20 protein-coding genes are annotated in these 23,305 nt (G+C 65.7%); 14 read left to right on the forward strand and 6 right to left on the reverse strand.

Annotated elements, in window-relative coordinates:
* Positions 1 to 42 precede the first annotated feature (42 nt).
* The gene (locus tag G5C33_RS09830; protein WP_165327048.1) at positions 43 to 303 is read left to right on the forward strand and encodes a TraR/DksA family transcriptional regulator; all 261 of its coding nucleotides are present in this window, start codon (positions 43 to 45) and stop codon (positions 301 to 303) included.
* Positions 304 to 468: 165 nt separating this feature from the next.
* Positions 469 to 1,497 carry an aspartate-semialdehyde dehydrogenase gene (locus G5C33_RS09835; protein WP_165328804.1) on the forward strand — a complete coding sequence of 343 codons (1,029 nt, stop codon included), beginning with the start codon at positions 469 to 471 and terminating at the stop codon, positions 1,495 to 1,497.
* A gap of 28 nt (positions 1,498 to 1,525) precedes the next feature.
* Here the strand turns inward: G5C33_RS09835 and G5C33_RS09840 are convergent, their stop codons facing one another.
* From G5C33_RS09840 to G5C33_RS09850, 3 genes are all read right to left on the reverse strand, one after another.
* The gene (locus tag G5C33_RS09840) at positions 1,526 to 2,158 is read right to left on the reverse strand and encodes a YitT family protein (RefSeq protein WP_165327049.1); all 633 of its coding nucleotides are present in this window, start codon (positions 2,156 to 2,158) and stop codon (positions 1,526 to 1,528) included.
* 123 nt (positions 2,159 to 2,281) lie between these two features.
* Positions 2,282 to 3,310, reverse strand: coding sequence for an HlyD family secretion protein (locus tag G5C33_RS09845; RefSeq protein ID WP_228275020.1), 1,029 nt, complete (start codon positions 3,308 to 3,310; stop codon positions 2,282 to 2,284).
* A 34-nt stretch (positions 3,311 to 3,344) separates the two neighbouring features.
* The gene (locus tag G5C33_RS09850) at positions 3,345 to 3,794 is read right to left on the reverse strand and encodes a MarR family winged helix-turn-helix transcriptional regulator (RefSeq protein WP_165327051.1); all 450 of its coding nucleotides are present in this window, start codon (positions 3,792 to 3,794) and stop codon (positions 3,345 to 3,347) included.
* 152 nt (positions 3,795 to 3,946) lie between these two features.
* On the opposite strand from G5C33_RS09850, the gene G5C33_RS09855 reads away from it, so the two are divergent.
* Both G5C33_RS09855 and G5C33_RS09860 read left to right on the forward strand, forming a co-directional pair.
* Positions 3,947 to 4,708, forward strand: a complete 762-nt coding sequence (locus G5C33_RS09855; RefSeq protein ID WP_165327052.1) for an alpha/beta fold hydrolase — start codon at positions 3,947 to 3,949, stop codon at positions 4,706 to 4,708.
* A 60-nt stretch (positions 4,709 to 4,768) separates the two neighbouring features.
* Positions 4,769 to 6,634 carry a M2 family metallopeptidase gene (locus G5C33_RS09860; RefSeq protein WP_407698044.1) on the forward strand — a complete coding sequence of 622 codons (1,866 nt, stop codon included), beginning with the start codon at positions 4,769 to 4,771 and terminating at the stop codon, positions 6,632 to 6,634.
* Positions 6,635 to 6,791: 157 nt separating this feature from the next.
* On the opposite strand, the gene G5C33_RS09865 is transcribed toward G5C33_RS09860, so the two are convergent.
* The 3 genes from G5C33_RS09865 to G5C33_RS09875 all read right to left on the reverse strand — a co-directional run bounded on the left by G5C33_RS09865 (position 6,792) and on the right by G5C33_RS09875 (position 9,145).
* Positions 6,792 to 8,228 carry an AMP nucleosidase gene (locus tag G5C33_RS09865; protein WP_165327053.1) on the reverse strand — a complete coding sequence of 479 codons (1,437 nt, stop codon included), beginning with the start codon at positions 8,226 to 8,228 and terminating at the stop codon, positions 6,792 to 6,794.
* Positions 8,229 to 8,295: 67 nt separating this feature from the next.
* Positions 8,296 to 8,541, reverse strand: a complete 246-nt coding sequence (locus G5C33_RS09870) for a hypothetical protein (RefSeq protein ID WP_165327054.1) — start codon at positions 8,539 to 8,541, stop codon at positions 8,296 to 8,298.
* Between the two features lie 121 nt (positions 8,542 to 8,662).
* Positions 8,663 to 9,145 carry a peroxiredoxin gene (locus G5C33_RS09875; protein ID WP_165327055.1) on the reverse strand — a complete coding sequence of 161 codons (483 nt, stop codon included), beginning with the start codon at positions 9,143 to 9,145 and terminating at the stop codon, positions 8,663 to 8,665.
* 114 nt (positions 9,146 to 9,259) lie between these two features.
* Here G5C33_RS09875 and G5C33_RS09880 point away from each other — a divergent pair, with 114 nt between their 5' ends.
* The 10 genes from G5C33_RS09880 to G5C33_RS09925 all read left to right on the forward strand — a co-directional run bounded on the left by G5C33_RS09880 (position 9,260) and on the right by G5C33_RS09925 (position 23,249).
* On the forward strand, positions 9,260 to 9,820 hold the full coding sequence (locus G5C33_RS09880; RefSeq protein ID WP_165327056.1) for a YqgE/AlgH family protein: 561 nt from the start codon (positions 9,260 to 9,262) through the stop codon (positions 9,818 to 9,820).
* A gap of 144 nt (positions 9,821 to 9,964) precedes the next feature.
* Entirely contained in the window at positions 9,965 to 11,368 is a 1,404-nt protein-coding gene (gene ahcY / locus G5C33_RS09885; protein ID WP_165327057.1) for an adenosylhomocysteinase, read from the forward strand.
* A gap of 290 nt (positions 11,369 to 11,658) precedes the next feature.
* On the forward strand, positions 11,659 to 14,001 hold the full coding sequence (locus G5C33_RS09890) for a PAS domain-containing sensor histidine kinase (protein WP_228275021.1): 2,343 nt from the start codon (positions 11,659 to 11,661) through the stop codon (positions 13,999 to 14,001).
* A complete protein-coding gene (gene tsaE / locus G5C33_RS09895; protein WP_165327058.1) occupies positions 13,998 to 14,441 on the forward strand; it encodes a tRNA (adenosine(37)-N6)-threonylcarbamoyltransferase complex ATPase subunit type 1 TsaE in 444 nt (147 codons plus the stop codon). Before G5C33_RS09890 ends, tsaE begins: the two co-directional genes overlap by 4 nt.
* Complete coding sequence (locus G5C33_RS09900; RefSeq protein ID WP_206518707.1) at positions 14,438 to 15,412, forward strand: aminoglycoside phosphotransferase family protein; 975 nt, start codon at positions 14,438 to 14,440, stop codon at positions 15,410 to 15,412. The genes tsaE and G5C33_RS09900 overlap by 4 nt, the downstream gene beginning before the upstream one ends.
* Positions 15,409 to 16,170 (forward strand): nucleotidyltransferase family protein, encoded by a 762-nt coding sequence (locus G5C33_RS09905; RefSeq protein ID WP_165327060.1) that lies wholly within the window; start codon positions 15,409 to 15,411, stop codon positions 16,168 to 16,170. Before G5C33_RS09900 ends, G5C33_RS09905 begins: the two co-directional genes overlap by 4 nt.
* 59 nt (positions 16,171 to 16,229) lie before the next feature.
* The gene (gene addB / locus G5C33_RS09910) at positions 16,230 to 19,181 is read left to right on the forward strand and encodes a double-strand break repair protein AddB (protein WP_165327061.1); all 2,952 of its coding nucleotides are present in this window, start codon (positions 16,230 to 16,232) and stop codon (positions 19,179 to 19,181) included.
* Entirely contained in the window at positions 19,181 to 22,612 is a 3,432-nt protein-coding gene (addA, locus tag G5C33_RS09915; RefSeq protein ID WP_165327062.1) for a double-strand break repair helicase AddA, read from the forward strand. Before addB ends, addA begins: the two co-directional genes overlap by 1 nt.
* 51 nt (positions 22,613 to 22,663) lie before the next feature.
* Entirely contained in the window at positions 22,664 to 22,984 is a 321-nt protein-coding gene (trxA, locus tag G5C33_RS09920; RefSeq protein ID WP_165327063.1) for a thioredoxin TrxA, read from the forward strand.
* 31 nt (positions 22,985 to 23,015) lie between these two features.
* The gene (locus G5C33_RS09925; protein WP_165327064.1) at positions 23,016 to 23,249 is read left to right on the forward strand and encodes a hypothetical protein; all 234 of its coding nucleotides are present in this window, start codon (positions 23,016 to 23,018) and stop codon (positions 23,247 to 23,249) included.
* Positions 23,250 to 23,305 lie beyond the last annotated feature (56 nt).

The following is a 23,305-nucleotide window of genomic DNA, read 5'->3' on the forward strand; positions in this document are numbered from 1 at the left end:
CGCCTCCTCGCGCGCCGCGCGGAGCTGGATGACGAGGCGCGGATGAGCGAGGGGGACCGTGCGCCGGTCCCCCTCGACCAGGAAAGCGTCGGGCGCCTGTCGCGGATGGACGCGATGCAGGTCCAGGCGATGGCGCTCGCCGCCGATCGCCGGCGCCAGGCCGAACGCGCGCGGATCGATGCCGCCCTCGCGCGGATCGAGGAAGACGAGTTCGGCTGGTGCGTCGAATGCGGCGATGCCATCGCTCCGGCGCGACTGGCGCATGATCCGGCAGTGTCGCATTGCATTAATTGCGCGAAATAGCGGCTGAACAGCATAAGATTGCCAGCGGCTAACCCGGTTTGCGCAGCATTCGAACGGCAGCTTTCCGTACGCAATAGCAAAACTCGTTTCCATTTGCCGCGCGCATCCCTACATGGCGGGTCCGCGCCGCCGGGGGCGGCTGGAAAAATGCTGTGGGAATTGGAAATGGGTTATCGCGTGGTTGTCGCGGGCGCGACGGGTAATGTCGGCCGCGAAATGCTGAATATTCTGGCCGAGCGGGAGTTTCCGCTCGACGACATCGCTGTGCTGGCGTCTTCGCGCTCGACCGGTGATGAAGTGGAATATGGCGAGACCGGACGAAAACTCAAAGTTCGCAATATCGAGCATTTCGATCCGGCGGGCTGGGACATGGCGCTGTTCGCGATCGGTTCGGAGGCGACCAAGACCTATGCGCCGAAGTTCGCGGCGGCCGGCTGCACGGTGATCGACAATTCGTCGCTCTACCGGATGGACCCGGACGTGCCGCTGATCGTGCCCGAAGTGAACCCGGAAGCGATCGACGGCTACAAGGCGAAGAACATCATCGCCAATCCCAATTGCTCGACCGCGCAGATGGTGGTGGCGCTCAAGCCACTGCACGATGCCGCGACGATCAAGCGCGTCGTGGTTTCGACCTATCAATCGGTTTCCGGCGCGGGCAAGACCGGCATGGACGAGCTGTTCGAGCAGAGCCGCAACATCTTCGTCGGCGATCCCGCCGAGCCGGTGAAGTTCACCAAGCAGATCGCGTTCAACGTCATTCCGCATATCGACAGCTTCCTTGAGGACGGATCGACCAAGGAAGAGTGGAAGATGGTGGTCGAGACCAAGAAGATCCTCGATCCCAAGGTGAAGGTGACCGCCACCTGCGTCCGCGTGCCGGTGTTCGTCGGCCATAGCGAAGCGATCAACCTCGAGTTCGAGAAGGAGCTCGACGCCGAAACCGCGCAGAACATCCTGCGCGAGGCGCCCGGCATCATGCTCGTCGACAAGCGCGAGGACGGGGGATACGTCACGCCGGTCGAATGCGTCGGCGAATATGCCACCTTCATCAGCCGCGTTCGGGACGATCCCACGGTCGACAACGGCTTGGCTTTGTGGTGCGTCTCCGACAATCTCCGCAAGGGCGCGGCGCTCAATGCCGTGCAGATCGCCGAACTTCTCGGCCGGCGGCACTTGCAGAAAGCGAGCTGATCGTCCGTTCCGCGGGCGCCGCGCCGGATCAATATCCGGTGTAGCGCCCCGGCCTGTGCCAGACCATCAGCACGGTGCTGATCGCGGCGGCGCTGAGCGCCGACCAGGCGAATTGCGTCCAGTTGACGATGAACAGCGCGGCGAGCAGCACGACGATGTCGATTGCGATCTGCGCGCGCCCGGCGTTGATCCCGCGCGAATTGTGCAGCCACAGCGTGATGACGCCGACACCGCCCACGCCCGCGCCGTGCCGCGCGAGCGCCAGGATGCCCAGCCCGATAACTGTCCCGCCGACCAGCGCGGCGAACCAGGGCTGCACCTGCGCGACATCGAATCCGAACCGCCAGGCAAGCGAGAAGACCGCGATGCCGATGTTCACCAGCAATGTCTTGATCGCGAAACGCAGCCCCATCGCGGTGCGCGCGAAAAAGAGGAAGGGCAGGTTGAGCAGCACCAGCAGCACGCCCACAGGCAACGGGATCAGATAGGAGAAGATCAGCGCGACACCGGCGACGCCGCCGGTGACGAGGCCTGCGTTCTGAAGGAATACCAGCCCCAGCGAAATCAGGACGGCGCCCGTAATCAGCGCATAGGCGTCTTCGGCAATGGAGTGTCGGTTCACTGCAAGCGGAAGCGCTTGCGCTTCGGCACGAGGCTGCATGATCGGCTCCCTGTGTTCAGGCCGAACAGAACATCTCTCCTTGCGCGCCTTCTGACGAGACGCCGCCTGGTCATGATAGTGCAACGCCCGCCTGCGTCCAGAGGGCGAATCGGCGGGATCGTCTCAGCGGACGTCGACCGTCACTTCCGCCGAAATGCCTGCGATCAGCGGACGCGGGCTTTCCTCGTCCAGCGCGATGCGAACCGGTACGCGCTGCGTCACCTTCACCCAGTTGCCGTTGGCGTTCTGGGCCGGAAGCACCGAGGATTCCGATCCGGTCAGCGCGCCGATCGACGCGACATGGCCGCGCAGCTCGATTTCAGGATAGGCATCGAATTTCACCGTGGCGGGCTGGCCGACGCGCATGTGATCGAGGTCGGTTTCCTTGAAATTGGCTTCGATCCAGGAAGCGCCGTCGGCGACGATCGTGACCGCGGGCAGACCCGTCATCATCTGCTGCCCGACCTGGAGGCGGTCGGCCTGGGAGACGACGCCGTTGACCGGCGCGCGCACTTCGGTTCGCGTCAGATTGAGCTGCGCCTGTTCCAGATCCACGCGCGCCGCCGCGATATCGGGGTTTTCGCCGGGCACCGCCGATCCGGTGGCAAGCCGCGAGCGTGCTTCGTTGGCGGATGCTTGCGCGCGCTGATAAGCGGCGCGCGCCTGCTCGACGGCATGTTCGGCGCTTTCCAGCCGCGCGCGCGTCGTGAAGCCCTTGCGCATCAGTTCGGACTGGCGGTCATAATCCTGCCGCGCGGCGACCATCTGGTCGCGCGCCGCCTGGATATCGGCATCGGTGCCGGCATAGCTGGTGCGCAGCGTACGCAGGCTCACCTGCGCGTCGGCCAGCGCGGTCTTCGCCTTGTTGACGGCGATCCGATAGGGTTCAGGATCGATGCGGAACAGCAGATCACCTGCCTTCACCCGATCGTTTTCCTTCACCGCGACTTCGACGATGCGGCCGGCGACATCGGCGGAAACAGCCACCTTGTCCTGTGCCACCGCCGCATTGTCGGTCGAAACATAGCGGCCGGAGGTCAGCCAGAAAAACCCGACCACCAGCACTGCGAAGGCAGGCACGCCGAACATCAGCAGCGCGCGCAGCCAGCGGCGGCGCGGCGCGGCGGCGGGAGCAGTTTCTTCTGCGGTCATATCGTTTTGGCTACTCTCGGCATTGGTATCGGCATCAGCCATTTGCGGTCTCGTCGATGTCGCTCTCCCTGGGAGCGAGGTTGTTGCGGATCTTGGCCAGGGTCCGGTCGAGCTGATCGCGCTCCGCCTGGTCGATGTCGGTCAGCGCGCTCTCGACGACGTCGTCGGCGATGACGCGTAGCCGATCGATCAGCGGACGCGCCGAGTTCGTAAGATAGATGCGCCGGACGCGGCGGTCGGCGGGGTCGCGGCGCCGCTCGACCAGCCCGGCTTCCTCCAACCGGTCGATCATCCGGCATGCGGTAATCGGTTCGACTTCCATCTGTTCGGCAAGGCCGCCCTGGCTGGTTCCTTCGTTGCGGGAGAGGACGAACAGCGTGTGCCACTGCGCGCGCGTCACGCCGATCGCTCTGGCGCGCGCGTCGAAACGGCGGCGCAGCAGGCGCGAAATTTCCTTGAGCGTGAAGCCAAGCGCGTCGGACATGCGGCGCATATAATAAGCATGCATATGAATTGCCAGATGCAACTTACCCCTTCTTTTGCAGCGCGGCATTCTGTCCGTTCGCTCGACAGCGCGGGGTCACGCGACTATCGCTGCAGCCCGCTATTTCCTGCCCAGACACCGCCGGAGGCCCAGTGACGTCAACCCTTCCCGAACCGCAATATTTCGAAAGCTTCGACGGGCAATCGATTGCCTGGCGCGAATTGGGGGAAGGGCGGCCGGTGGTGCTGATCCACGGCCTGTTCTCCAATGCCTGGACCAATTGGGTGCGTTATGGCCATGCCGATGCGGTGGCTGCGAAGGGCTTCCGCGTGATCATGCCCGAACTTCGCGCGCATGGCGCCAGCGCGGCGCCGCACGATGCCGCTGCCTATCCGCCCGATGCGCTGTCGCGCGACAATCTGGCGCTGGTCGAGCATCTGGGGCTCACCGACTATGATCTGGGCGGCTATTCGCTCGGTGCGCGGACGACGGTGCGGATGCTGGCGACGGGCGCGACGCCGCGCCGGGTGGTGCTGGGCGGCATGGGGCTGACCGGGATGACCGACACCGGCGCGCGGGCGGGGCATTTCCGCAACGTGCTTGCCAATTACGGCAATCACGAACGCGGGACGCCCGAATGGATGGCGGAGGCGTTCCTGAAGACGGTCGGCGGCGATCCCGAGGCACTGATCCATATCGTCGACACCTTTGTCGATACATCGCGCGCAGAACTGGCGAAGATGTCCCAACCGACGCTGGTGGTGTGCGCCGAGGACGATGACGACAACGGCAGTGCTTCGGAACTGGCCGCCTGGCTGCCCGAAGGCAAGTATGTGGTGGTGCCCGGCAATCATATGAGTGCGATCGTCAATGCCGATTTCGGAGAGGCGATCGCCGACTTTCTCGCTGCTTGACCCGCTGCGGGGCATTGCGCAGTCTGCCGCCCATCGTTCCCCCCAACGAAGGGTATCCAGATGTTCAGGACCGGAAAGTTCTTCCGCACCGGCGGCTCGCTGATCGCGATCGCCTCGTTCGCCGCCATGCCGGCAATGGCGCAGGATCACGCGAGTGAAACGCCGGCGACGACCGAGCAGACCGAGGCGCTGACTCCCGCCGACGCGCAGGCGTTTCTCGATCGCGTGCAGGAAGCATATGCCGCCTATAATCTGACGGCGTCGCGGATCGCCTGGGTCAATGCGACCTATATCACCGAGGATACCGACGCGCTGGCCGCCGAGAGCCAGGCCGAAGGCACGCGCATGTCGGTTCGCTATGCGCTGGAAGCCGCCAAATACAGCCAGATTGAAGGGCTTTCGGACGATCAGGTGCGGATGCTCGACATGCTGCGCAGCGCGATCACGCTGCCGGCGCCGACCCGCGATGGCGCGGCGGCGGAGCTTTCCGAAGTATCGACGCGGATGAGCTCGCTCTATGCGCGCGGCAAGGGCACGCGCAACGGCGAGTCGATCAGCGGCAGCGATATCGAGCCCGCAATGGGCACCGAGCGCGATCCCGCCGTCCTCAAGGAAATGTGGGTCAGCTGGCACGACAATGTCGGAGCGCCGATGCGCGAGGATTTCGGCCGGATGATCGCGATTTCGAACGAAGGCGCCGAAGAACTGGGCTTCGCCGATGTCGGGACGATGTGGCGTTCGGGCTATGACATGCCGCCCGCCGAATTCGCGCGCGAAGTCGATCGCATGTGGAATGAAGTGAAACCGCTCTACATCGCGCTGCACACCTATGTCCGGCACAAGCTGAGCGAGAAATACGGCAGCTCGGTGCAGCCCGAAACAGGGCCGATCCGTGCTGACCTGCTCGGCAATATGTGGGCGCAGGAATGGGGCAATATCTACGATATCGTCGCGCCCGAGGGCGCGGGCGATCTCGGCTACGATATCGGCGACCTGCTGACGGCGCAGGACTATGACGCGCTGAAAATGGTACGCGCGGGCGAGAATTTCTACAGCTCGCTCGGTTTCGAGCCGCTTCCCGAAACCTTCTGGGAGCGCTCGCTCTTCACCAAGCCCGCCGATCGCGAAGTGCTGTGCCACGCCTCGGCCTGGAATCTGAACGACAAGGACGATGTGCGCATCAAGATGTGCATCAAAGTGAATGCCGACGATTTCGTCACGATCCACCACGAGCTCGGCCACAATTATTATCAGCGCGCCTATCAGGATCAGCCGCTGCTCTATCGCGGCGGCGCGAATGACGGGTTCCACGAAGCCATCGGCGATTTCGTCGCGCTGTCGATCACGCCGGAATATCTGGTGCAGATCGGCCTTCTCGACGAAGCACAGGTGCCGAGCGCGGACAAGGATATCGGGCTGTTGCTGCGTCAGGCGATGGACAAGGTCGCGTTCCTGCCGTTCGGTCTGCTGATCGATAAATGGCGCTGGGGCGTCTATTCGGGCGATATCCGGCCGGGCGACTACCAGGCCTCGTGGGACGCGCTGCGCCTGCAATATCAGGGCATTGTCCCGCCGGTGACGCGTGACGAGACGCGGTTCGATCCGGGCGCCAAATATCACATCGCGGGCAGCGTGCCCTATGCGCGCTACTTCCTCGCGCGGTTGCTGCAGTTCCAGTTCTACAAGGCGGCGTGCGACCAGGCGGGTTGGGAAGGGCCGCTCCATCGCTGCTCCTTCTTCGGCAACGCGGAAGTCGGCGAACGGCTCGACGCTATGCTCAAGATGGGCATGTCGCAGCCCTGGCCCGACGCACTCGAGGCCTTTACCGGCGAGCGCGAGATTTCGGGCGAGGCGATGATGGAATATTTCGCCCCGCTCAAGGCATGGCTCGACGAGCAGAACGCGGCGTATGAAGCGGGCTGGTAAGCCAGCTTGGAGGGAGCGGATTACGAATCCGCTCCTCTCACGCCACCGCCGTTGGCCCTGAGCCTGTCGAAGCGCTGCTCTTCTTCCGACGCATTAGACGATGGAAGGACCGTGCTTCGACAAGCTCAGCATCAACGGAATAAGTGGTTCAGTTCTCTCACCGGAACGGCGGTTCGTTGAACGCGCGCAGCTTGCGGCTGTGGAGCTTGGCGCCTTCGTTGCGCAGTTCCTCCACCGTCTGCAGGCCGATGCGCAGATGCTCGTTGATCGCGCGCTCGTAGAAGCGGTTGGCCTGGCCGGGCAGCTTCAATTCGCCGTGGAGTGGCTTGTCCGACACGCAGAGCAGGGTGCCGTAGGGAACGCGGAAGCGCAGCCCCTGTGCGGCGATCGTCGCCGATTCCATGTCGATGCCGACCGCGCGGCTGAGCGAGAAACGTAGTGCCGACTGGGAGAAGCGCAGCTCCCAGTTGCGGTCGTCGGTGGTGACGATCGTGCCGGTGCGCAGGCGGCGCTTGAGTTCGTCGCCCGACTGGCCCGAAACGCTTTCGGCCGCCCGCGCCAGCGCCTGCTGTACCTCGGCGATCGCCGGCACCGGAATTTCCGGAGGCAGCACGTCGTCGAGGACATGATCGTCGCGCAAATAGGCATGGGCGAGCACATAGTCGCCGATCCGCTGGCTGGGGCGCAGGCCGCCGCAATGGCCGATCATCAGCCATGCCTCGGGCCGCAGCACCGCGAGATGGTCGCAGATCGTCTTGGCGTTGGAAGGCCCGACGCCGATATTGACCAGAGTCACCCCGGTCCCGTCATCGGTCATCAAGTGATAGGCGGGCATCTGGTGCTTGCGCCATGCACTGTCGTTGATCAGTTCCGAAGGGTCGTCGCCCGGATTGATCACCACACCACCCGCCGCGGAAAAGCGCGTGAAGCGGCTGCCCTCGCTGAGCTGCTGTACCGACCACTGGACGAATTCGTCGACATAGCGGTGGTAGTTGGTGAACAGGATATAGCGCTGCACATGTTCGGGCGGCGTGCCGGTATAGTGCCGCAGCCGCGCGAGCGAGAAATCGGTACGCAGCCCGTCGAACAGCGCGAGCGGGCGCGATTCGTCTTCCTGATCCCAGACGCCATCGGCGATCTCGTCGCCAATATGCGCCAGTTCGGTGGCCGGAAAATGCTGGGCGAGTTCGGCTGCCGATACTTCGTCGAGGCTCAGCACATGCGCCGGATCGAGGACATAGGGAAACGGAATTTCCTGCCGGCCGGGCATGGCCTCGACCTCGACGTCATAGTCTTCGAGCAGGAAGGTCAGCTGTTCGCTGAGATAGTCGGCGAACATCGCCGGCTTGGTCACGCTGGCGCTGTATTCGCCAGCGGTAACCAGCCGCCCGAACGAGCGGGGCGGAGCGGGGTGGTTGAGCCCGCCCTTATATCGCACCCGGATTTCGGGATAGGCGAACGAGCCGTCGGTACGCGCCGCGGCCGGCGGCGGCGTGCCGTCTTTCAGATAGGCATTGAGCGCCGTGCGAAGACGATCGACGGAAGCGGTGTACAGCCGATCGAGTTCGGCGACGATAGCGGAAGCCTGGGTCATCGGGCGGCGCTATAACGCGGCCGTCCGGCATGCAAGCAATCGTCGCTATCGGCAGCGGAAAGGCGCGTTATGCGGCTTCCTTGCTCTTGCTCTTGCTGTCGGTCTTCTTGTCGCCGGAATCGCTCTTCTGACGCAGCTTGGTCGCGCCGAACACCGCGCCCGCGACTGCCGCTGCGGCGCCCGTGGCGATGGCGGCGGTCGCCACCGGCTTTTTCTTCACGGCATCCATCGCGCCGTCGAACGCTTCGCCGGCCTTTTCGCGAGTCGACTTGGTTTCGGTTTCGGTCGGGGTGTCTGCGGTATCGGTCACCATCTTGATATCTCCCTGTTCTGGAGGTGCTGGTAAACCAACTCCGCGGGGCGACGGTGGTTCCGATGGCGCAACGGAAGGACGATGCGTGCCGGGACGCAATTGGCCCCGGCACGACAGCATCTTACATTTCGTCGAGCATATATTCGGCCGAGCTCACCTTGAACTCGCCGGGCGCCTCGACATTGAGCTGTTCGACGACGCCGTCATTGACCAGCATCGAGAAGCGCTGGCCGCGCGTGCCCATGCCGAATCCGCTGCCGTCCATTTCCAGGCCGACTGCCTTGGCGAAGGCGGCATTGCCGTCGGCAAGCATCGTCACCTTGTCGCCGACACCGGCGTCCTTGCCCCAGGCGTTCATCACGAAGGCATCGTTGACGGCGGTGCAGGCGATTTCATCGACGCCCTTGGCCTTCAGCTCGGCTTCCTTCTCGATGAAGCCCGGCAGATGCTTGGCCGAACAAGTGGGCGTGAAGGCGCCCGGCACGGAAAACAGCGCGACCTTGCGGCCCTTGAAGAAGTCTTCCGAATCGACCTGATCGGGGCCGTTTTCGGTCATCTTGACGAATGTGGTGTGCGGAACGCGGTCACCGACTGCGATGGTCATGAAACTCTCCTCCTCAAGTGGCCGCGGATCGGCGGCACCAAGCATCAATCGGTACGACGCTGTTCGATTTCAACCATTGGCGTCGTGCGGGCGGGATGGCTATGATCCTGCCGGATGGAGAAAACTTCTTTCCTCACCGGCCAGTTCCTGCTCGCCATGCCCGGCATCGGCGATCCGCGTTTCAAGCGCGCGGTGATCGCGGTATGCGCGCATGACGAGGAAGGCGCGCTCGGCATCGGGATCGGCGAGACGATCGACGGGCTTGGCTTTCACGAACTGCTCGAACAATTCGAAATCGATCCGGGCAACGTTCCCGACGTACCGGTGCATTTCGGCGGCCCCGTCGAGCCGCGGCGGGGATTCGTTCTGCATTCGACCGACTGGGGCGGGCAGGACACGATCGACGTCGGCGGGCGCTGGGCGCTTTCAGGCACGATCGACGTGCTCAAAGCGATTGCCGAGGCACGCGGGCCCAGCCGCTGGCTGATCGCGCTCGGCTATGCCGGATGGGGCGAGGGGCAGCTCGACGAGGAAATGACCCGGCATGGCTGGTTCAGCACGGCGGGCGATGTCGACCTGATCTACGACGTCGCCGCGCTGGATCGGTGGACGCGCGGCTTTCGCCAGGCCGGCATCGATCCGCGTCTGCTGGCCAACGACACCGGAACCGCCTGAACCCGGCATCATGCTGGCGCGGCTCCGCTGATATAAAGAAATCTTTATATTCGGTTTGCAATCGGGGCCGCGAGCCTCTAGGTGGAGGCTATCGAGCCGCGTCGCTGCGCGGCCCCAATTCATTCGTCTGCAGGAGATTATTGCGTGGCTACTGTCGCTGAACGCCCGGATCGTGTGATCAAGGACCTCTCGCTGGCCCCGTGGGGTCGCAAGGAAATCGACATCGCTGAGACCGAAATGCCCGGCCTGATGGCGCTGCGCGAGGAATATGGTTCGGCGCAGCCGCTCAAGGGCGCGCGCATCACCGGCTCGCTGCACATGACTATCCAGACCGCGGTGCTGATCGAAACGCTGACCGCGCTGGGTGCCGAAGTCCGCTGGGCGACCTGCAACATCTATTCGACGCAGGATCACGCCGCCGCCGCGATCGCCGAAAAGAACATTCCGGTCTTTGCCGTGAAGGGCGAGACTGTCGCGGAATACTGGGACTATGTCGCGCGGATCTTCGACTGGGGCGACCAGACGGCGAACATGATCCTCGACGACGGTGGCGACGCCACCATGTTCGCGCTTTGGGGCGCGCGCGTGGAAGCCGGCGAAACGCTGCCCGAGCCGGAAAACGAAGAAGAAATCGAGATGCAGCGCTCGCTCAAGGCGTTCCTCAAGGAGCGTCCGGGCTACCTCACCGAGACGGTGAAGAACATCAAGGGCGTGTCGGAAGAGACCACGACCGGCGTGCATCGCCTGTATCACATCGCCAAGGCGGGCAAGCTTCCCTTCCCGGCGATCAACGTCAACGACAGCGTCACCAAGTCGAAGTTCGACAATCTTTACGGTTGTAAGGAATCGCTGGTCGACGCGATCCGTCGCGCCACCGACGTGATGCTGGCCGGCAAGGTCGCGGTCGTCGCCGGCTTCGGCGATGTCGGCAAGGGCTCGGCGGATTCGCTGCGCAACGGCGGCGCCCGCGTTCTCGTCACCGAAATCGATCCGATCTGCGCGCTGCAGGCAGCGATGGAAGGCTATGAAGTCGTCTCGATGGACGAAGCCGTGAAGCGCGCCGACATCTTCGTCACCGCGACCGGCAACGCCGATGTGATCACCGCCGATCACATGAAGAAGATGAAGAACATGGCGATCGTCTGCAACATCGGCCATTTCGACAGCGAGATCCAGATTTCGGGCCTGTCCAACTACAAGTGGACCGAGATCAAGCCGCAGGTCGACGAAGTCGAATTCCCCGAAGGCAACAAGATCATCGTGCTGGCCAAGGGCCGCCTGGTGAACCTGGGTTGCGCGACGGGCCATCCGAGCTTCGTGATGTCGGCGTCCTTCACCAACCAGACGCTCGCGCAGATCGAGCTGTGGACCAAGGGCGAACAGTATAAGAACGACGTTTACGTCCTTCCCAAGCATCTCGACGAGAAGGTCGCCGCGCTGCACCTCGAAAAGCTGGGCGTGCAGCTCACCAAGCTTTCGGAGAAGCAGGCCGCCTATATCGGCGTGCCGGTTGAAGGGCCGTTCAAGCCGGATCACTATCGCTACTGATATCGCGCGATAGCCGAACGCAAAGCCGGGGCGCGGTACCGATGGGTGCCGCGCCCCGGTTTCGTTTGCGAAGGCACTTGCCTGCTTCGTATTCCGTCACCCTGAACGCATTTCAGGGTCCACTCTTCCAGTTGCTCGGACAGCGCTTGTCGCACGGTGGATGCTGAAACGCGTTCGGCACGACAAACATTCGGAAAGAAGGCGGCAAATCCACGCCGCACCCCGATTACCGGCTTCCCGCCACCGCCCCGCTTGGCCTAAGGACAGGGGATGCGCCGGAGCACCCCGAATTGATCGAAGTTTCCCAGACGGCAATGGCAGTTGCGGGCGCGGTGATCGCGCTGCTGGTCGTGGTGTCGACCGGCACGCTGTTCGCCGGCTTGCGTGCGCGTGCCCAGGCGCAGGCAGCTGTCGACGCCAGCCATCGCCTGCAGGCGCTTGTCGCCGGATCGCCCGCGCAGGCGATGGTGGTCCGCGCCGACGGGCGCATCGAAACCTCGCGGCGACTGGCCGACTGGCTGGGGCTCGACAATCTGCCGCGCGATATGAGCGAGCTGATGGCCGACGAAGGCGGGTTGCCCGAAGATCAGGCGAAACAACTGTCCGCCGAAGTGACGGCCGCGCAAAAGGCGGCCAAACCCTTCCATATGTCCGTGCGCGCAAAGGACAGCGAGCGCGCGCTGATTGTCGTGGGTGTCCGCGCGCCCGAAGCGGTGCGCGCGCCGGGCGGCGTGGTCCTGTGGTTTCTCGACGCGACCGAAAGCCAGAATGAAATCTCACGGCTCCAGCGCGAGACCAATCGGCTGCGCTCGGCCTTCGATGCGTTGCAGGCGCTGATCGAGGCCGCGCCGATCCCGATGTGGTATCGCGGCGGCGACCTGCGCCTGCTGATGGTCAACACCGCCTATGTCCGCGCGGTAGAGGGTAAGGACGCCGAGGATGTCGTAAGCCGCGGGCTCGAACTGGTCGAAGGGGCGGGGCTCGGCGGGCCGCTGGCCAATGCGGCGATCGCGCGCGACACGCAGGAGCCGCAAGCAGCGGCGATGCCCGCCACGATCGGCGGTGCCCGCCGGATGCTGCGGCTGCACGACATTCCGCTGCCGACCGGCGGCGTTGCCGGGTTCGCGATCGATATCGAGGATCTCGAACAGGCCAAGGGCGGCATCAAGCGCGCAAACGAGGCGCAGCGTGCGATGCTCGATCGGCTTTCGGCGGGGGTTGCGCAATTCGCGCCCGATCGCGGGCTGGTGTTCACCAACCAGCCGTTCCGCCGCATGTTCGCGATGAAGAACGAATGGCTTGCCGATCGCCCGGAATTCGATCGCGTGATCGAACGGATGCGCGAAACCAACCGCTTGCCCGACGTGCGCGATTTCCCGGCGTGGAAGGCCGAACGGCGCGAATGGTTCACATCGCCCGAAGCCGTCGAGGAAACCTGGGCGATGATCGGTGGCACGCATCTGCGTGTCGTGGCGCAGCCGCTGCCCGAGGGCGGGCTGCTGCTGATCTTCGAGGATCAGACTCAGCAATTCGAGCTGCAGCGCGAACATGGCGAGATGCAGCAGGTCCGCACCGCCACGCTCGACAGCCTTGCCGAGGCGGTGGCGGTGTTCGCCAAGGGCAGGCTGCAACTGTGGAACCGCAAGTTCCGAACCGTCTGGGATTTCGAGGAGGAATTCCTCGACGGGCATCCGCAGATCCCGACGCTGACGCGCGACATCGCCCCGCGGCTCGCGCGGCCCGACAGCGCCAAGCTGATCGGTGACCTCGTCCGCTTTGCCGCCAGCGACCGCCAGCAGCGCGGCGGATCGATCGTGATGAAGGACGGGCGCCATTTCGAAATCGCGGCGGTTCCTTTGCCCGACGGCAATGCGCTGTTCACGATGCTCGACACCAGCGACCGCCACCGCATCGAAACCGCGCTGCGCGACCGCAACGAGGCGCTGGAGGCCGCCGATCGCGTCAAGACCGCCTTCGTCGCCAATATGAGCTATGAGCTGCGCACACCGCTCACTTCGATCAAGGGCTTCGCCGAAATGTTGCACGGCGGCTACACCGGCAAGCTGAGCGAAAGCGGCACCGAATATGTCGAATCGATCCTGATGTCGGTCGAGCGGCTCGGGGCGCTGGTCGACGATGTCCTCGACCTGACCCAGAATGAGGATGCGCCGATGGAGCGCGCGTCGGTCGACCTGGAACTGGTCGCCAACGCCGGGGCCGAAGCGATCGTCCCGCTTGCCAGGGCCAAACAGATCGACCTCGCCGTCGAGGTGCAGGGATCGGCGGGACTGGTGACCGGCGACATGCGGCGGCTGCGCCAGGTGGTCGAGCATCTGCTTCGCCACGCGATCGGCGGCACGCCCGAAAAGGGCCGCGTGCTGCTCCATGTCGACGGCAGCGAGAAGCGCGCGCGGATCGTCGTTTCCGATGACGGGCCCGGCATGTCGGCGCAGGCGCAGGCCAGGGCGTTCGACCGGTTCGCCCATTCGACCACGTCGCGCAGCGGCGAACGCGCGCTGGGGCTCGGGCTGCCGCTCGCAAAGCAATTTGTCGAGGCGCATGGCGGCACGATCGGACTGATATCGGAAGAAGGCGAGGGCACGATGGTGATCGTCGAGCTGCCGCGGAAGTGATCCTTCGCGATCTGTCCGAATCGCTGGCGCTTGGGGAAACGCTGGCATCGCTGGCCCGGCCGGGCGATGTCATCACGCTTTCCGGCCCGCTTGGCGCCGGCAAGACCAGTATCGCGCGCGGGTTGCTCGCCGCACTGGGGCTGGAGGGGGAAGCGCCGTCGCCCAGCTATGCCATCGTTCAGCCTTATGATCCGCCCGAAACCCGCTTTCCGGTGCTGCATGTCGATCTCTACCGGATCGAGGACCCTGGGGAGACAGAGGAACTGGGGCTCGACGATGCGCGTCATGATGCGCTGCTGATCGTCGAATGGCCCGAACGTTTGCCTGACTCGGCGTGGCGCGACGCGTTGCAGCTGTCGCTGACACCCTCCCCGGACGGCACGCGGTCCTTGACAGCGAAGGTGCCGGAGGCATGGAGGGCGAGATGGCAATCGATATGAACCCGCCCGCGGCCGCATCTGCGTTTCTGACTGAGGTCGGATGGGAAAAGGCGCGCATCGTCCCGCTTGCCGGCGACGCGTCCTTCCGCCGCTATTTCCGCGTGATCGACCATGATCGCAGCGCGATCCTGATGGACGCGCCGCCACCGCAAGAGGATCCGCGCCCGTTCATCGATCTCGCCCGCTGGCTGACCGACAAGGGCTTTGCGGCGCCTCGGATTCTGGGCGAAAACCTCGATCACGGCCTCGTGCTGCTGCAGGATTTCGGCGATGCGCGAATGCGCGAAACGGTGGATGCCGCGCCCGAAAGCGAACTGCGTCTCTACGAATCGGCCGTGGACCTGCTGGTCCGCCTGCATCGCCATGAAGCGGCGCCGGTCCGTCCCTATGATGACAAGGAATATCATCGCGAAGCCGCGTTGCTGACTGACTGGTATTGCCCGGCGATCGGGATCGAGGTCGATGCCGAAGCCTATCGCGCCGCCTGGGACGCGGTGCTGGCGCCGGTGCGCGAGGCAAGGCCCGTCACCGTGCTGCGCGATTATCATGCCGAGAACATCATGCTGATCGACGGGGGCAGCGAAACGCTGGGCCTGCTCGATTTCCAGGACGCGCTGGCGGGCCACCCGGCCTATGACCTCGTCTCGCTGCTGCAGGATGCGCGGCGCGACGTGCCGCGCGAACTCGAGACTGCGATGCTCGATCGCTATCGTCGGACCACTGGCGCGGGCGATGCTTTCGACATCGCCTATCATGTGCTCGGCGCACAGCGGAATGCGAAGATCGTCGGCATCTTCACCCGGTTGTGGCAGCGCGATGGCAAGCCGCGCTATCCGGCGCTGTGCCCGCGCGTCTGGCGCTATCTTGACCGCGATTTGTCGCATCCCGCGCTTAAGCCGGTCGCCGACTGGTTCGACGCAAACATACCCGCGCATCTGCGCGGCGATCCGATGGAGCTCGCTTCCAAATGACCACCGCCCATACGCTTTCGCTGCGCCCCGATCCCGGCGGCGTGGTGCCCGAAACGGCGATGGTGATGGCGGCGGGCCTCGGCAAGCGGATGCGCCCGCTCACCGCGACACGCCCCAAGCCGCTGGTCGAAGTGGCCGGCAAGCCGCTGATCGATCATGTGTTCGATCGCCTGCGCACTGCCGGGATCAGGCGCGCGGTGGTCAATGTCCACTATCTCGCCGACGCGCTGGAGGCGCATCTGCGCAATCGCGTGCACGACATGGATCTCGTCATTTCCGACGAGCGCAAGCAGCTGATGGAAACCGGCGGCGGGCTGGTTCAGGCGCGCGACCTGCTAGGCGACAAGCCGTTCCTCTGCGTCAACAGCGACAATCTCTGGGTCGATGGACCGACGGACGCGATCCGTATCCTCGCCCGGCAATGGGACGATGCGCGGATGGATGCGCTGCTGCTGCTGGTGCCGCTCGCGCGCGCCGCCAGCCATCGCGGCCAGGGCGATTTCCATATCGACGCGCGCGGCAAGGTTATCGGACGGCGCAAGCCGGGGCGGCTGGCGCCCTTCGTCTTCACCGGCGTGCAGATGCTGTCGCCGCGCGTGATCGCCGACTGGCCCGAAGGCGCGTTTTCGACGAATCTCTTCTGGGATCGCGCCATCGAATCGGGTCGCGCCTGGGCCACGGTGCATGAAGGCCTGTGGTTCGATGTCGGTACGCCGCGCGCGATCCGCGAGACCGAAGCGGCGCTTTCGGAAATGTAGTTCGACGCGCGAGCGGGGGCGCTTGCCATGCCTTCGGGGACACGCCAGAACGCCTTGTGATGGCGCACGCGCGAAAGACGCATCTCTATACGATTCCGCCCCACCGCGCCTTTTCCGACGCGCTGGCGGCGGGGCTGATTCGTCGTTTCGGTGACGATCCGATGGGGCTGGCACGGGGGCTCGTCCTGCTGCCCAACAACCGCGCCAAGCGCGCGATTTCGGATGCGTTCGTCCGTGCCAGCGGAAAGGGGCTGCTGCTTCCCCGGCTGGTCGCGATCGGCGATCCAGAACTGGACGAGGCGGTCGGCGCGGTATTCGATCCGGCCGACGACTCCGATCCGGTGCCGCCCGCGGTCCCATCGCTCCAGCGCCGGATGGTCCTGGCCCGGCTGCTCGTCGCGGCGGGCGGCGTTTCCGATGCCGGGGAGGCGATCCGGCTGGCGGGGGATCTCGGGCGCACGCTCGATCAGTTGCTGGTCGAGGAAGTGTCTCCGCAACGCATCCGCGACATCGATGTCGGCGACCTGACAGAACACTGGCAGCGCTCGCTGCGACTGTTCGACCTGATCCTGACGCGCTGGCCCGACGAACTGGCGCGGCTGGGCAGGGTCGATCTCGCCGAGCGCCGCGCGCGTCTGCTCGGCAAGGTGGCCGATCGCTGGCGGGCGACTCCGCCGCCGGGCTTTGTCTGCGCCGCGGGTATCACGACGTCGGCGCCTGCGATCGCGCGGCTGCTGCGCGTCGTCAGCGAAATGCCGCAGGGAATGGTGGTGCTGCCTGGTCTCGCCACCGGCATTTCGGATCGCGAATGGGATATCATCGGCCCGCATGCGCCCGATCCGGTCACCGGCCGGCGCAAGCGCGCGATCGAAACCCATCCGCAATATCACCTCAAGCTGCTGCTCGATCGCATGGGTGTGCAGCGCGGCGAATTTCGCCGCTGGCTGGCGGCGAGCGAGTATGACGCCCCCTCGCAGCGCAGCCGCGCCATTGCCTCGGCGATGGCGCCGCCCGAGCTTACGCATGGCTGGAACGACCTGTCCGATGCCGAACGGCACCTGCCTCGCGTCATGGCGATCGAACTCGCCACGCCGGCCGCGGAGGCGCAGGCAATCGCGCTGAAGCTGCGCGAGGCGCTGGAGACGCCGGAGCGGACCGCCGCGCTGGTGACACCGGACCGGGCACTTGCCCGTCGCGTGGCTGGGCATCTGGCGCGCTGGAAGATCGACGTCGACGATACGGCGGGGCGGCCGCTATCGATGTTGCCGCCGGGAACGCTGCTGCTCGAACTCTCTGAAGCCGCGGCGCAGGATTTCGCGCCCTTGTCGCTGCTTGCGCTGCTAAAGCATCCGCTGGTCCGGCCCGAGGCGCGCCTGCCCTGGCTGGAGGGCGCGCGCCGCCTCGACCTCGCGCTGCGCGGGCCGCGTCCGGCCTCGGGACTGGCCGGCATCGACCGGCATCTGGCGCAGCAGCACGGGCATGACGCGCATCTGCGCAAGGCTGCCCGGCCGTGGTGGCAGGAGGTTCGCCCGGCGTTCGAGCCGATCGCAGCGGCATGGGCAGGCGGGGATCAGCCCTTGCCGGGGCTGCTCGACGCGCTGCGCGAGACCGCGACAGCGCTGTGCGGCGACGATTTGTGGAGTCGCGCCGACGGCCGCGCCGCCGCTGACCTGCTCGACGAGCTAGAGGCGCGCGCAGGCGAGGGGCCGTCGCTGGTCGATCCGGCGAGTATTCCGGCGATGCTTCGCACGCTGATGGATGAAGTCGCGGTACGCCCGCCGCAGGGCGGCCATCCGCGCCTCGCTATCCTCGGCCTGCTGGAGGCGCGCCTGCAGACCGCCGATCTGATGATATTGGGCGGCCTCAACGAAGGCGTCTGGCCGGGATTGCCCGCGCCCGACCCCTGGCTCGCTCCGCGCATCCGCGCCGAGCTCGACCTGCCGGGGCTCGAACGGCGCATCGGGCTGGCGGCGCACGATTTCGCGGGGGCTCTGGGCGCGCAGCAGGTGCTGCTCACCCGCGCGCGACGCGACGCGAGCGCACCGACCATCGCATCGCGCTTCTGGCTGCGGCTGCAGGCGCTTTCGGGCGGGCTGGCCCGCGACGCGGAACTGGCCGGATGGCTCGCCGCGATCGATGATCCGGGGGAGTATCAACCGCAAGGCCGCCCCGGGCCCGCGCCACCCGCCGAAGCGCGCCCCAAGGTGATTTCGGTGACCGAAGTCGATCGGTTGAAGGCCGATCCCTATGCCTTTTACGCGCGGCGCATGCTGGCGCTTTCGCCGCTCGATCCGGTGGATGCCGATCCCAGCGCGGCGTGGCGCGGCACTGCGGCGCACGAAGTGCTCGAAAAATGGTTCGCGGAGGATGGTTGCGATCCCGCCAGGCTGCACGAACGCGCCCGCGCGATGTTCGCCGGCGAAGGTACGCATCCGTTGATGCGCGCGCTGTGGCAACCGCGGCTGATGGAAGCGATCGACTGGATCGCGAAGGAACTCACGCGGCAGATGGCCGAGGGCCGGACGGTGCTGGGTGTCGAGCAGAAGGGCAGTATCCAGTTCGCGGGGGTCCGGCTGACCGGAAAATATGACCGGATCGACCGCATGCCCGACGGCACGCTGGGTATCGTCGACTACAAGAGCGGCAAGCCACCGTCGGCGGCGGCGGTGCAGGCGGGATACAGCCTCCAGCTCGGTCTGATCGGGTTGATCGCCGAGCGCGGCGGCTTTGCCGGGATTTCGGGCATTGCGAGCTGCTTTGAATATTGGTCGCTCGCCAAGAATAAGGACCAGTTCGGCTTTATCACGACACCGGTCGACCCCGAGGGAAAGAAAAGGAACCGTATCCGTACCGCCGATTTCGTCACCATTGCCGCTGACAATTTCTTCGATGTCGCAGCCGACTGGCTGACCGGCGACCGGCCCTTCACCGCCAAGCTGCACCCCGAATATGCGCCCTATGCCGAGTATGACCAACTGATGCGGCGCGACGAATGGGTGGGGCGCGACTGATGCGCAAGGATGCCCTCCCGTCGCTCAGCGGCAATCAGGCTCCGGCGAGCGATCCCGCGCGCAACATCTGGCTGTCCGCCTCGGCGGGAACGGGCAAGACGCAGGTGCTGGCCGCCCGAGTGTTTCGCCTGTTGCTGCGCGGTGTCGATCCGGGCGCGATATTGTGCCTTACCTTCACCAAGGCGGGCGCTGCCGAAATGGCCGAGAGGATTTCCGGGCGCCTGGCCCATTGGGTGCGCGCGTCCGACGAAGAGCTCAAAAAAGATCTGTTCGCGCTTGGCGAGGCGCATCTCGACCCCGAGCTCCGGGCGTTCGCCCGGACGCTTTTCGCCAAGGTGCTCGATGCCCCGGGCGGCGGGCTGCGCATCCAGACGATCCACAGCTTCTGCCAGAGCCTGCTCGCCGCATTTCCGGTCGAGGCCGGTCTCGTCCCCGGTTTCCGCCCGCTCGAAGCGCGCGAGGAAACCGCATTGCAGCGCGAGGCGCTTGCCGAGATGCTGGTGACGGCCGAGCGCGAGGGCCGGGTTGCGCTGATCGATGCCGTCGGCGCGCTCAGCCTGCGCATGGGCGAGGGCAAGGCGGAGGACTTTCTGCGCGAATGCGCCCGCGCGCCCGACGCGATGGCGGCGCTGCCGATCGGTATCCAGCCTTTCCTGCGCCGTGTGCTCGATCTGCCCGCCGGCGATGTCGAGGCGGCGATCGTCGAGGCGTGCGGCGACGATGGGTTCGATGTCCTGGCCGTGCAACGCATCGCATCGATGAATGCCGAATGGGGCACCAAGGGCGGGCTGGAGTCGGCGGATGTCGCGGCACGCTGGCTTTCCCTGTCCGCCGAGCGAAGAGCCGGGGAACTCGCGCGGCTTCACCTGGTCTGGGCCAAGCAGGACGGCGGCATCCGCAGTTTCGGCAAGGGCAAGGCGCCGCAGATCGATGGATATGCGGATCTCGCCACGCGCCTCTACGAACGCTGCGCCGATCTCCTCGGCATGCGAACGCGCGCGGCCTATGCCGATCTGCTCGCCGGCGGGCTGGAGGCGGGGCGCGAATATGCCGCCGCGTATCGCCGTATCAAGAACCGTCGCGGCGCGGTTGATTTCGACGATCTGATCCGCGCCACGGTCAGGCTGCTCGCCACACCGGGCATGGGGGAATGGGTACGGTATAAGCTCGATCAGAGCACCGAGCACCTGCTGATCGACGAAGCGCAGGATACCAATGCCCGGCAATGGGCGATCGTCGATGCGATCGCCGAGGATTTCTTCGCAGGATCGGGAACGCGCGAATCGGGGATGCGGACGCTGTTCACCGTCGGCGACTATAAACAGGCGATATACGGCTTTCAGGGTACCGACCCGATCTTCTTCCGCGCCGCGCACGAGCATTTCGCGCGCAAGGCGGCGGAGGCGGGCGAGGCCGATTTCGACATCGCGGTGCCCGAGCTCGAATCGCTTTCGCTGACGCACAGCTTCCGTTCGACGCAGCCGGTGCTCGAATTTGTCGACGCCGCGATCGCCGCACTTCCCGCGCCGGGCATGGGCGCATATGCCGAAGCGGAACCACATGCGAGCCGTGTGGAGGGTCCCGGCACCGTCGCGCTCTGGCCATGCACCGTTACCGGTGGCTCGGACGAAGATGAGGAAGCCTGGGCCGGAGAAGCCACGCGCGAGCTTGCCAAGGAAATCGCGGAGCAGATCGCCTCATGGATCGGGAAGCTCCCGCTTGAAAGCAAGGGGCGGCTGCTGCGGCCCGAGGACATCATGATCCTCGTCAAGCGGCGTGGCGAACTCGCGTCGCTGATCGTGGCGCGGCTCTATGCGCAGAAGGTGCCGGTGGCGGGGATCGATCGGTTGCGGCTCAACGCGCCGCTTGCCGTGCAGGACCTGCTCGCCGCGATCCGTTTCGTGCTTCAGCCCGAGGATGATCTGTCGCTTGCGTCGCTGCTTGTCTCGCCGCTGATCGGGTGGAGTCAGGATGCGCTGATGACGGCGGCGGTTCGCGAGAAGGGCGGGCTGTGGCGCCATCTGCGCGCGACGCAGCCCGAAGAGAAGCTCGCGCCGCTCCATGCGATGCTCGGTCGGGCGGATTTCACTACGCCCTATCGCTTTCTCGAGGAAATATTGTCGGGTGAGCTCCGGGGGCGCGAGAAGCTGCTCCGCCGTCTCGGCGAGGAAGCGCGCGATCCGATTGAGGAGCTGCTCAACGCCGCTCTCGATTTCGAACAGGTCGCGACGCCTTCGCTGCAGCGCTTTCTCGACTGGTTCGATCGCGGCGATGTCGATATCGCTCGCGATCTTGCGGCGCCCGGCGACGCGGTGCGGGTGATGACCGCGCACGGCGCCAAGGGGCTGCAGGCGCCGCTGGTGATCCTTGCCGATGCCACGGTGGATCCGACGCGCAACCGGCGCGACGTGCTCGGCTGGGAGGTCGATACCGGCAGCGAAACGGTGAAGCTACCCATTTTCCGCCCGCGCGCGGGCGAGCGTGGCGGGCCGCTCGAAACACTGATCGAGACCAGCGAGGCGCGCGAGCTGGAGGAGCATTGGCGGCTCTTCTATGTCGCCGCGACGCGCGCCGAGGAGCGGCTGGTGATCGCGGGAGCGCTCGGCCCGCAGGCGAAGGGGGTGCCGCCGGAGAAGAGCTGGTATGCCGCCGCCGCGCGCGCCTTCGACGCGCTCGAAGTGCCTGCCGAGGAAGGCGAACGCGTGTTCCGGGGGCTCGCGCCGCAGTCTCCCGTGGCGGCAAAGGTGAGCAAGGGCGCGCGTGTAGAAGACACGCCCGCACTGCCCGGCTGGGTTGCCCGCAAGGCTCCCGCCGAATCGCGCCCGCCGCGCCCGCTGGCGCCGTCGTCGCTGGGGGACGATGCGGTCGCCGATCCGCCGCCGTCGCCCGCGATGCGGCTGGCCGCCGAGCGCGGACGGCTGCTTCACGCGCTGTTCGAGCGGCTTCCCGATGTGGCCGCCAGCGATCGGGCGGGCGCCGCCGATCGCTGGCTGGCGGGGGCAGGGGGCGTCACCGATGCCGATGCGCGCGCCGACCTGGTCGCCGCCGCGCTGGGCGTGATCGACAACCCTGATTTCGCGGATCTGTTCGGCGCCGATGCGCTCGCCGAGGCGCCGATCGCGGCGGTGGTCGAAGGCGTGGTGGTATCCGGCACGGTCGACCGGCTGGTGGTCGCGGCCGACCTGGTGCGGGTCATCGATTTCAAGACCGGGCGACGCGCGCCAGAGAACAGCGATGCGATCCCGCCCTATCATCTGCGCCAGATGGCCGCCTATGCCGCGGCGCTGCGCGTGATCTTTCCCGGGCGCCGCGTGGAGGCCGCCTTGCTCTACACCGCCGGGCCGGTGCTTCACGTGCTGCCCGATGACCTGCTCGCGCGCCACAAGCCCGGCTATGCCCCCGGGCAGCAAAGCTTGCCGCTGGACGCTTGAGCGGACAGGATCAGGCCCCTACCTAGGGTGCAACGTTCAGGAGACCCGAATATGGCCACCAAGCCCATTACCGACACCAGCTTCGACACCGACGTCATCAAGGCCGACAAGCCCGTGCTCGTCGATTTCTGGGCGGAATGGTGCGGCCCGTGCAAGATGATTGCCCCGGCGCTCGAGGAAATCGCCGAGGAACTGGGCGATCAGGTGACCGTCGCCAAGCTCGACATCGACGCCAATCCCGACGCGCCGACTAAATATGGCGTGCGCGGCATCCCGACGATGATCCTGTTCAAGAACGGGCAGGTCGCCGCGACCAAGGTCGGCGCGATGCCCAAGAGCGCGATCAAGCAGTGGATCGAAGGCGAGCTTTGAGATGCGCGGCGGCCATTCGCCCAGTCAGCGAATGGCCGCTCCGCGCGCACAGCGCTCTCGCTGGATCGTCGTCCAATTGGTTTCTGGCCTGGCTGCCGCGGCAGGTTTCGCCATATTTCTGGCGCCGGGCGTCTTTATCGACAGCTTCCGCTTTCTGACGATCCCGATCGCGAGCGTGCTGTTCGTCATGCAGATGAAAACCGGAATGCGGTTGCTGTTCGGCACGCGGCCGGGAACGGCTGAGGTGAGCAAAATCGCTCTCTAAAACACTTTTCTTCCGTTTGCGCTGAGCCTGTCGAAGCGCCGTCCTTCTTTTCGATC

This window comes from Sphingosinithalassobacter tenebrarum (genome assembly GCF_011057975.1).
GTDB lineage: Bacteria > Pseudomonadota > Alphaproteobacteria > Sphingomonadales > Sphingomonadaceae > Sphingomonas > Sphingomonas tenebrarum.

Bases quoted from the DNA above. Each gene is read 5' to 3' on its own strand.
- G5C33_RS09830 (WP_165327048.1), top strand. From the start codon at position 43: ATGAGCGAGGGGGACCGTGCGCCGGTCCCCCTCGACCAGGAAAGCGTC.
- G5C33_RS09835 (WP_165328804.1), top strand. From the start codon at position 469: ATGGGTTATCGCGTGGTTGTCGCGGGCGCGACGGGTAATGTCGGCCGC.
- G5C33_RS09840 (WP_165327049.1), bottom strand. From the start codon at position 2,158: ATGCAGCCTCGTGCCGAAGCGCAAGCGCTTCCGCTTGCAGTGAACCGA.
- G5C33_RS09845 (WP_228275020.1), bottom strand. From the start codon at position 3,310: ATGACCGCAGAAGAAACTGCTCCCGCCGCCGCGCCGCGCCGCCGCTGG.
- G5C33_RS09850 (WP_165327051.1), bottom strand. From the start codon at position 3,794: ATGTCCGACGCGCTTGGCTTCACGCTCAAGGAAATTTCGCGCCTGCTG.
- G5C33_RS09860 (WP_407698044.1), top strand. From the start codon at position 4,769: ATGTTCAGGACCGGAAAGTTCTTCCGCACCGGCGGCTCGCTGATCGCG.
- G5C33_RS09865 (WP_165327053.1), bottom strand. From the start codon at position 8,228: ATGACCCAGGCTTCCGCTATCGTCGCCGAACTCGATCGGCTGTACACC.
- G5C33_RS09870 (WP_165327054.1), bottom strand. From the start codon at position 8,541: ATGGTGACCGATACCGCAGACACCCCGACCGAAACCGAAACCAAGTCG.
- G5C33_RS09875 (WP_165327055.1), bottom strand. From the start codon at position 9,145: ATGACCATCGCAGTCGGTGACCGCGTTCCGCACACCACATTCGTCAAG.
- G5C33_RS09880 (WP_165327056.1), top strand. From the start codon at position 9,260: ATGGAGAAAACTTCTTTCCTCACCGGCCAGTTCCTGCTCGCCATGCCC.
- G5C33_RS09900 (WP_206518707.1), top strand. From the start codon at position 14,438: ATGAACCCGCCCGCGGCCGCATCTGCGTTTCTGACTGAGGTCGGATGG.
- G5C33_RS09905 (WP_165327060.1), top strand. From the start codon at position 15,409: ATGACCACCGCCCATACGCTTTCGCTGCGCCCCGATCCCGGCGGCGTG.
- addB (WP_165327061.1), top strand. From the start codon at position 16,230: ATGGCGCACGCGCGAAAGACGCATCTCTATACGATTCCGCCCCACCGC.
- addA (WP_165327062.1), top strand. From the start codon at position 19,181: ATGCGCAAGGATGCCCTCCCGTCGCTCAGCGGCAATCAGGCTCCGGCG.
- trxA (WP_165327063.1), top strand. From the start codon at position 22,664: ATGGCCACCAAGCCCATTACCGACACCAGCTTCGACACCGACGTCATC.
- G5C33_RS09925 (WP_165327064.1), top strand. From the start codon at position 23,016: ATGGCCGCTCCGCGCGCACAGCGCTCTCGCTGGATCGTCGTCCAATTG.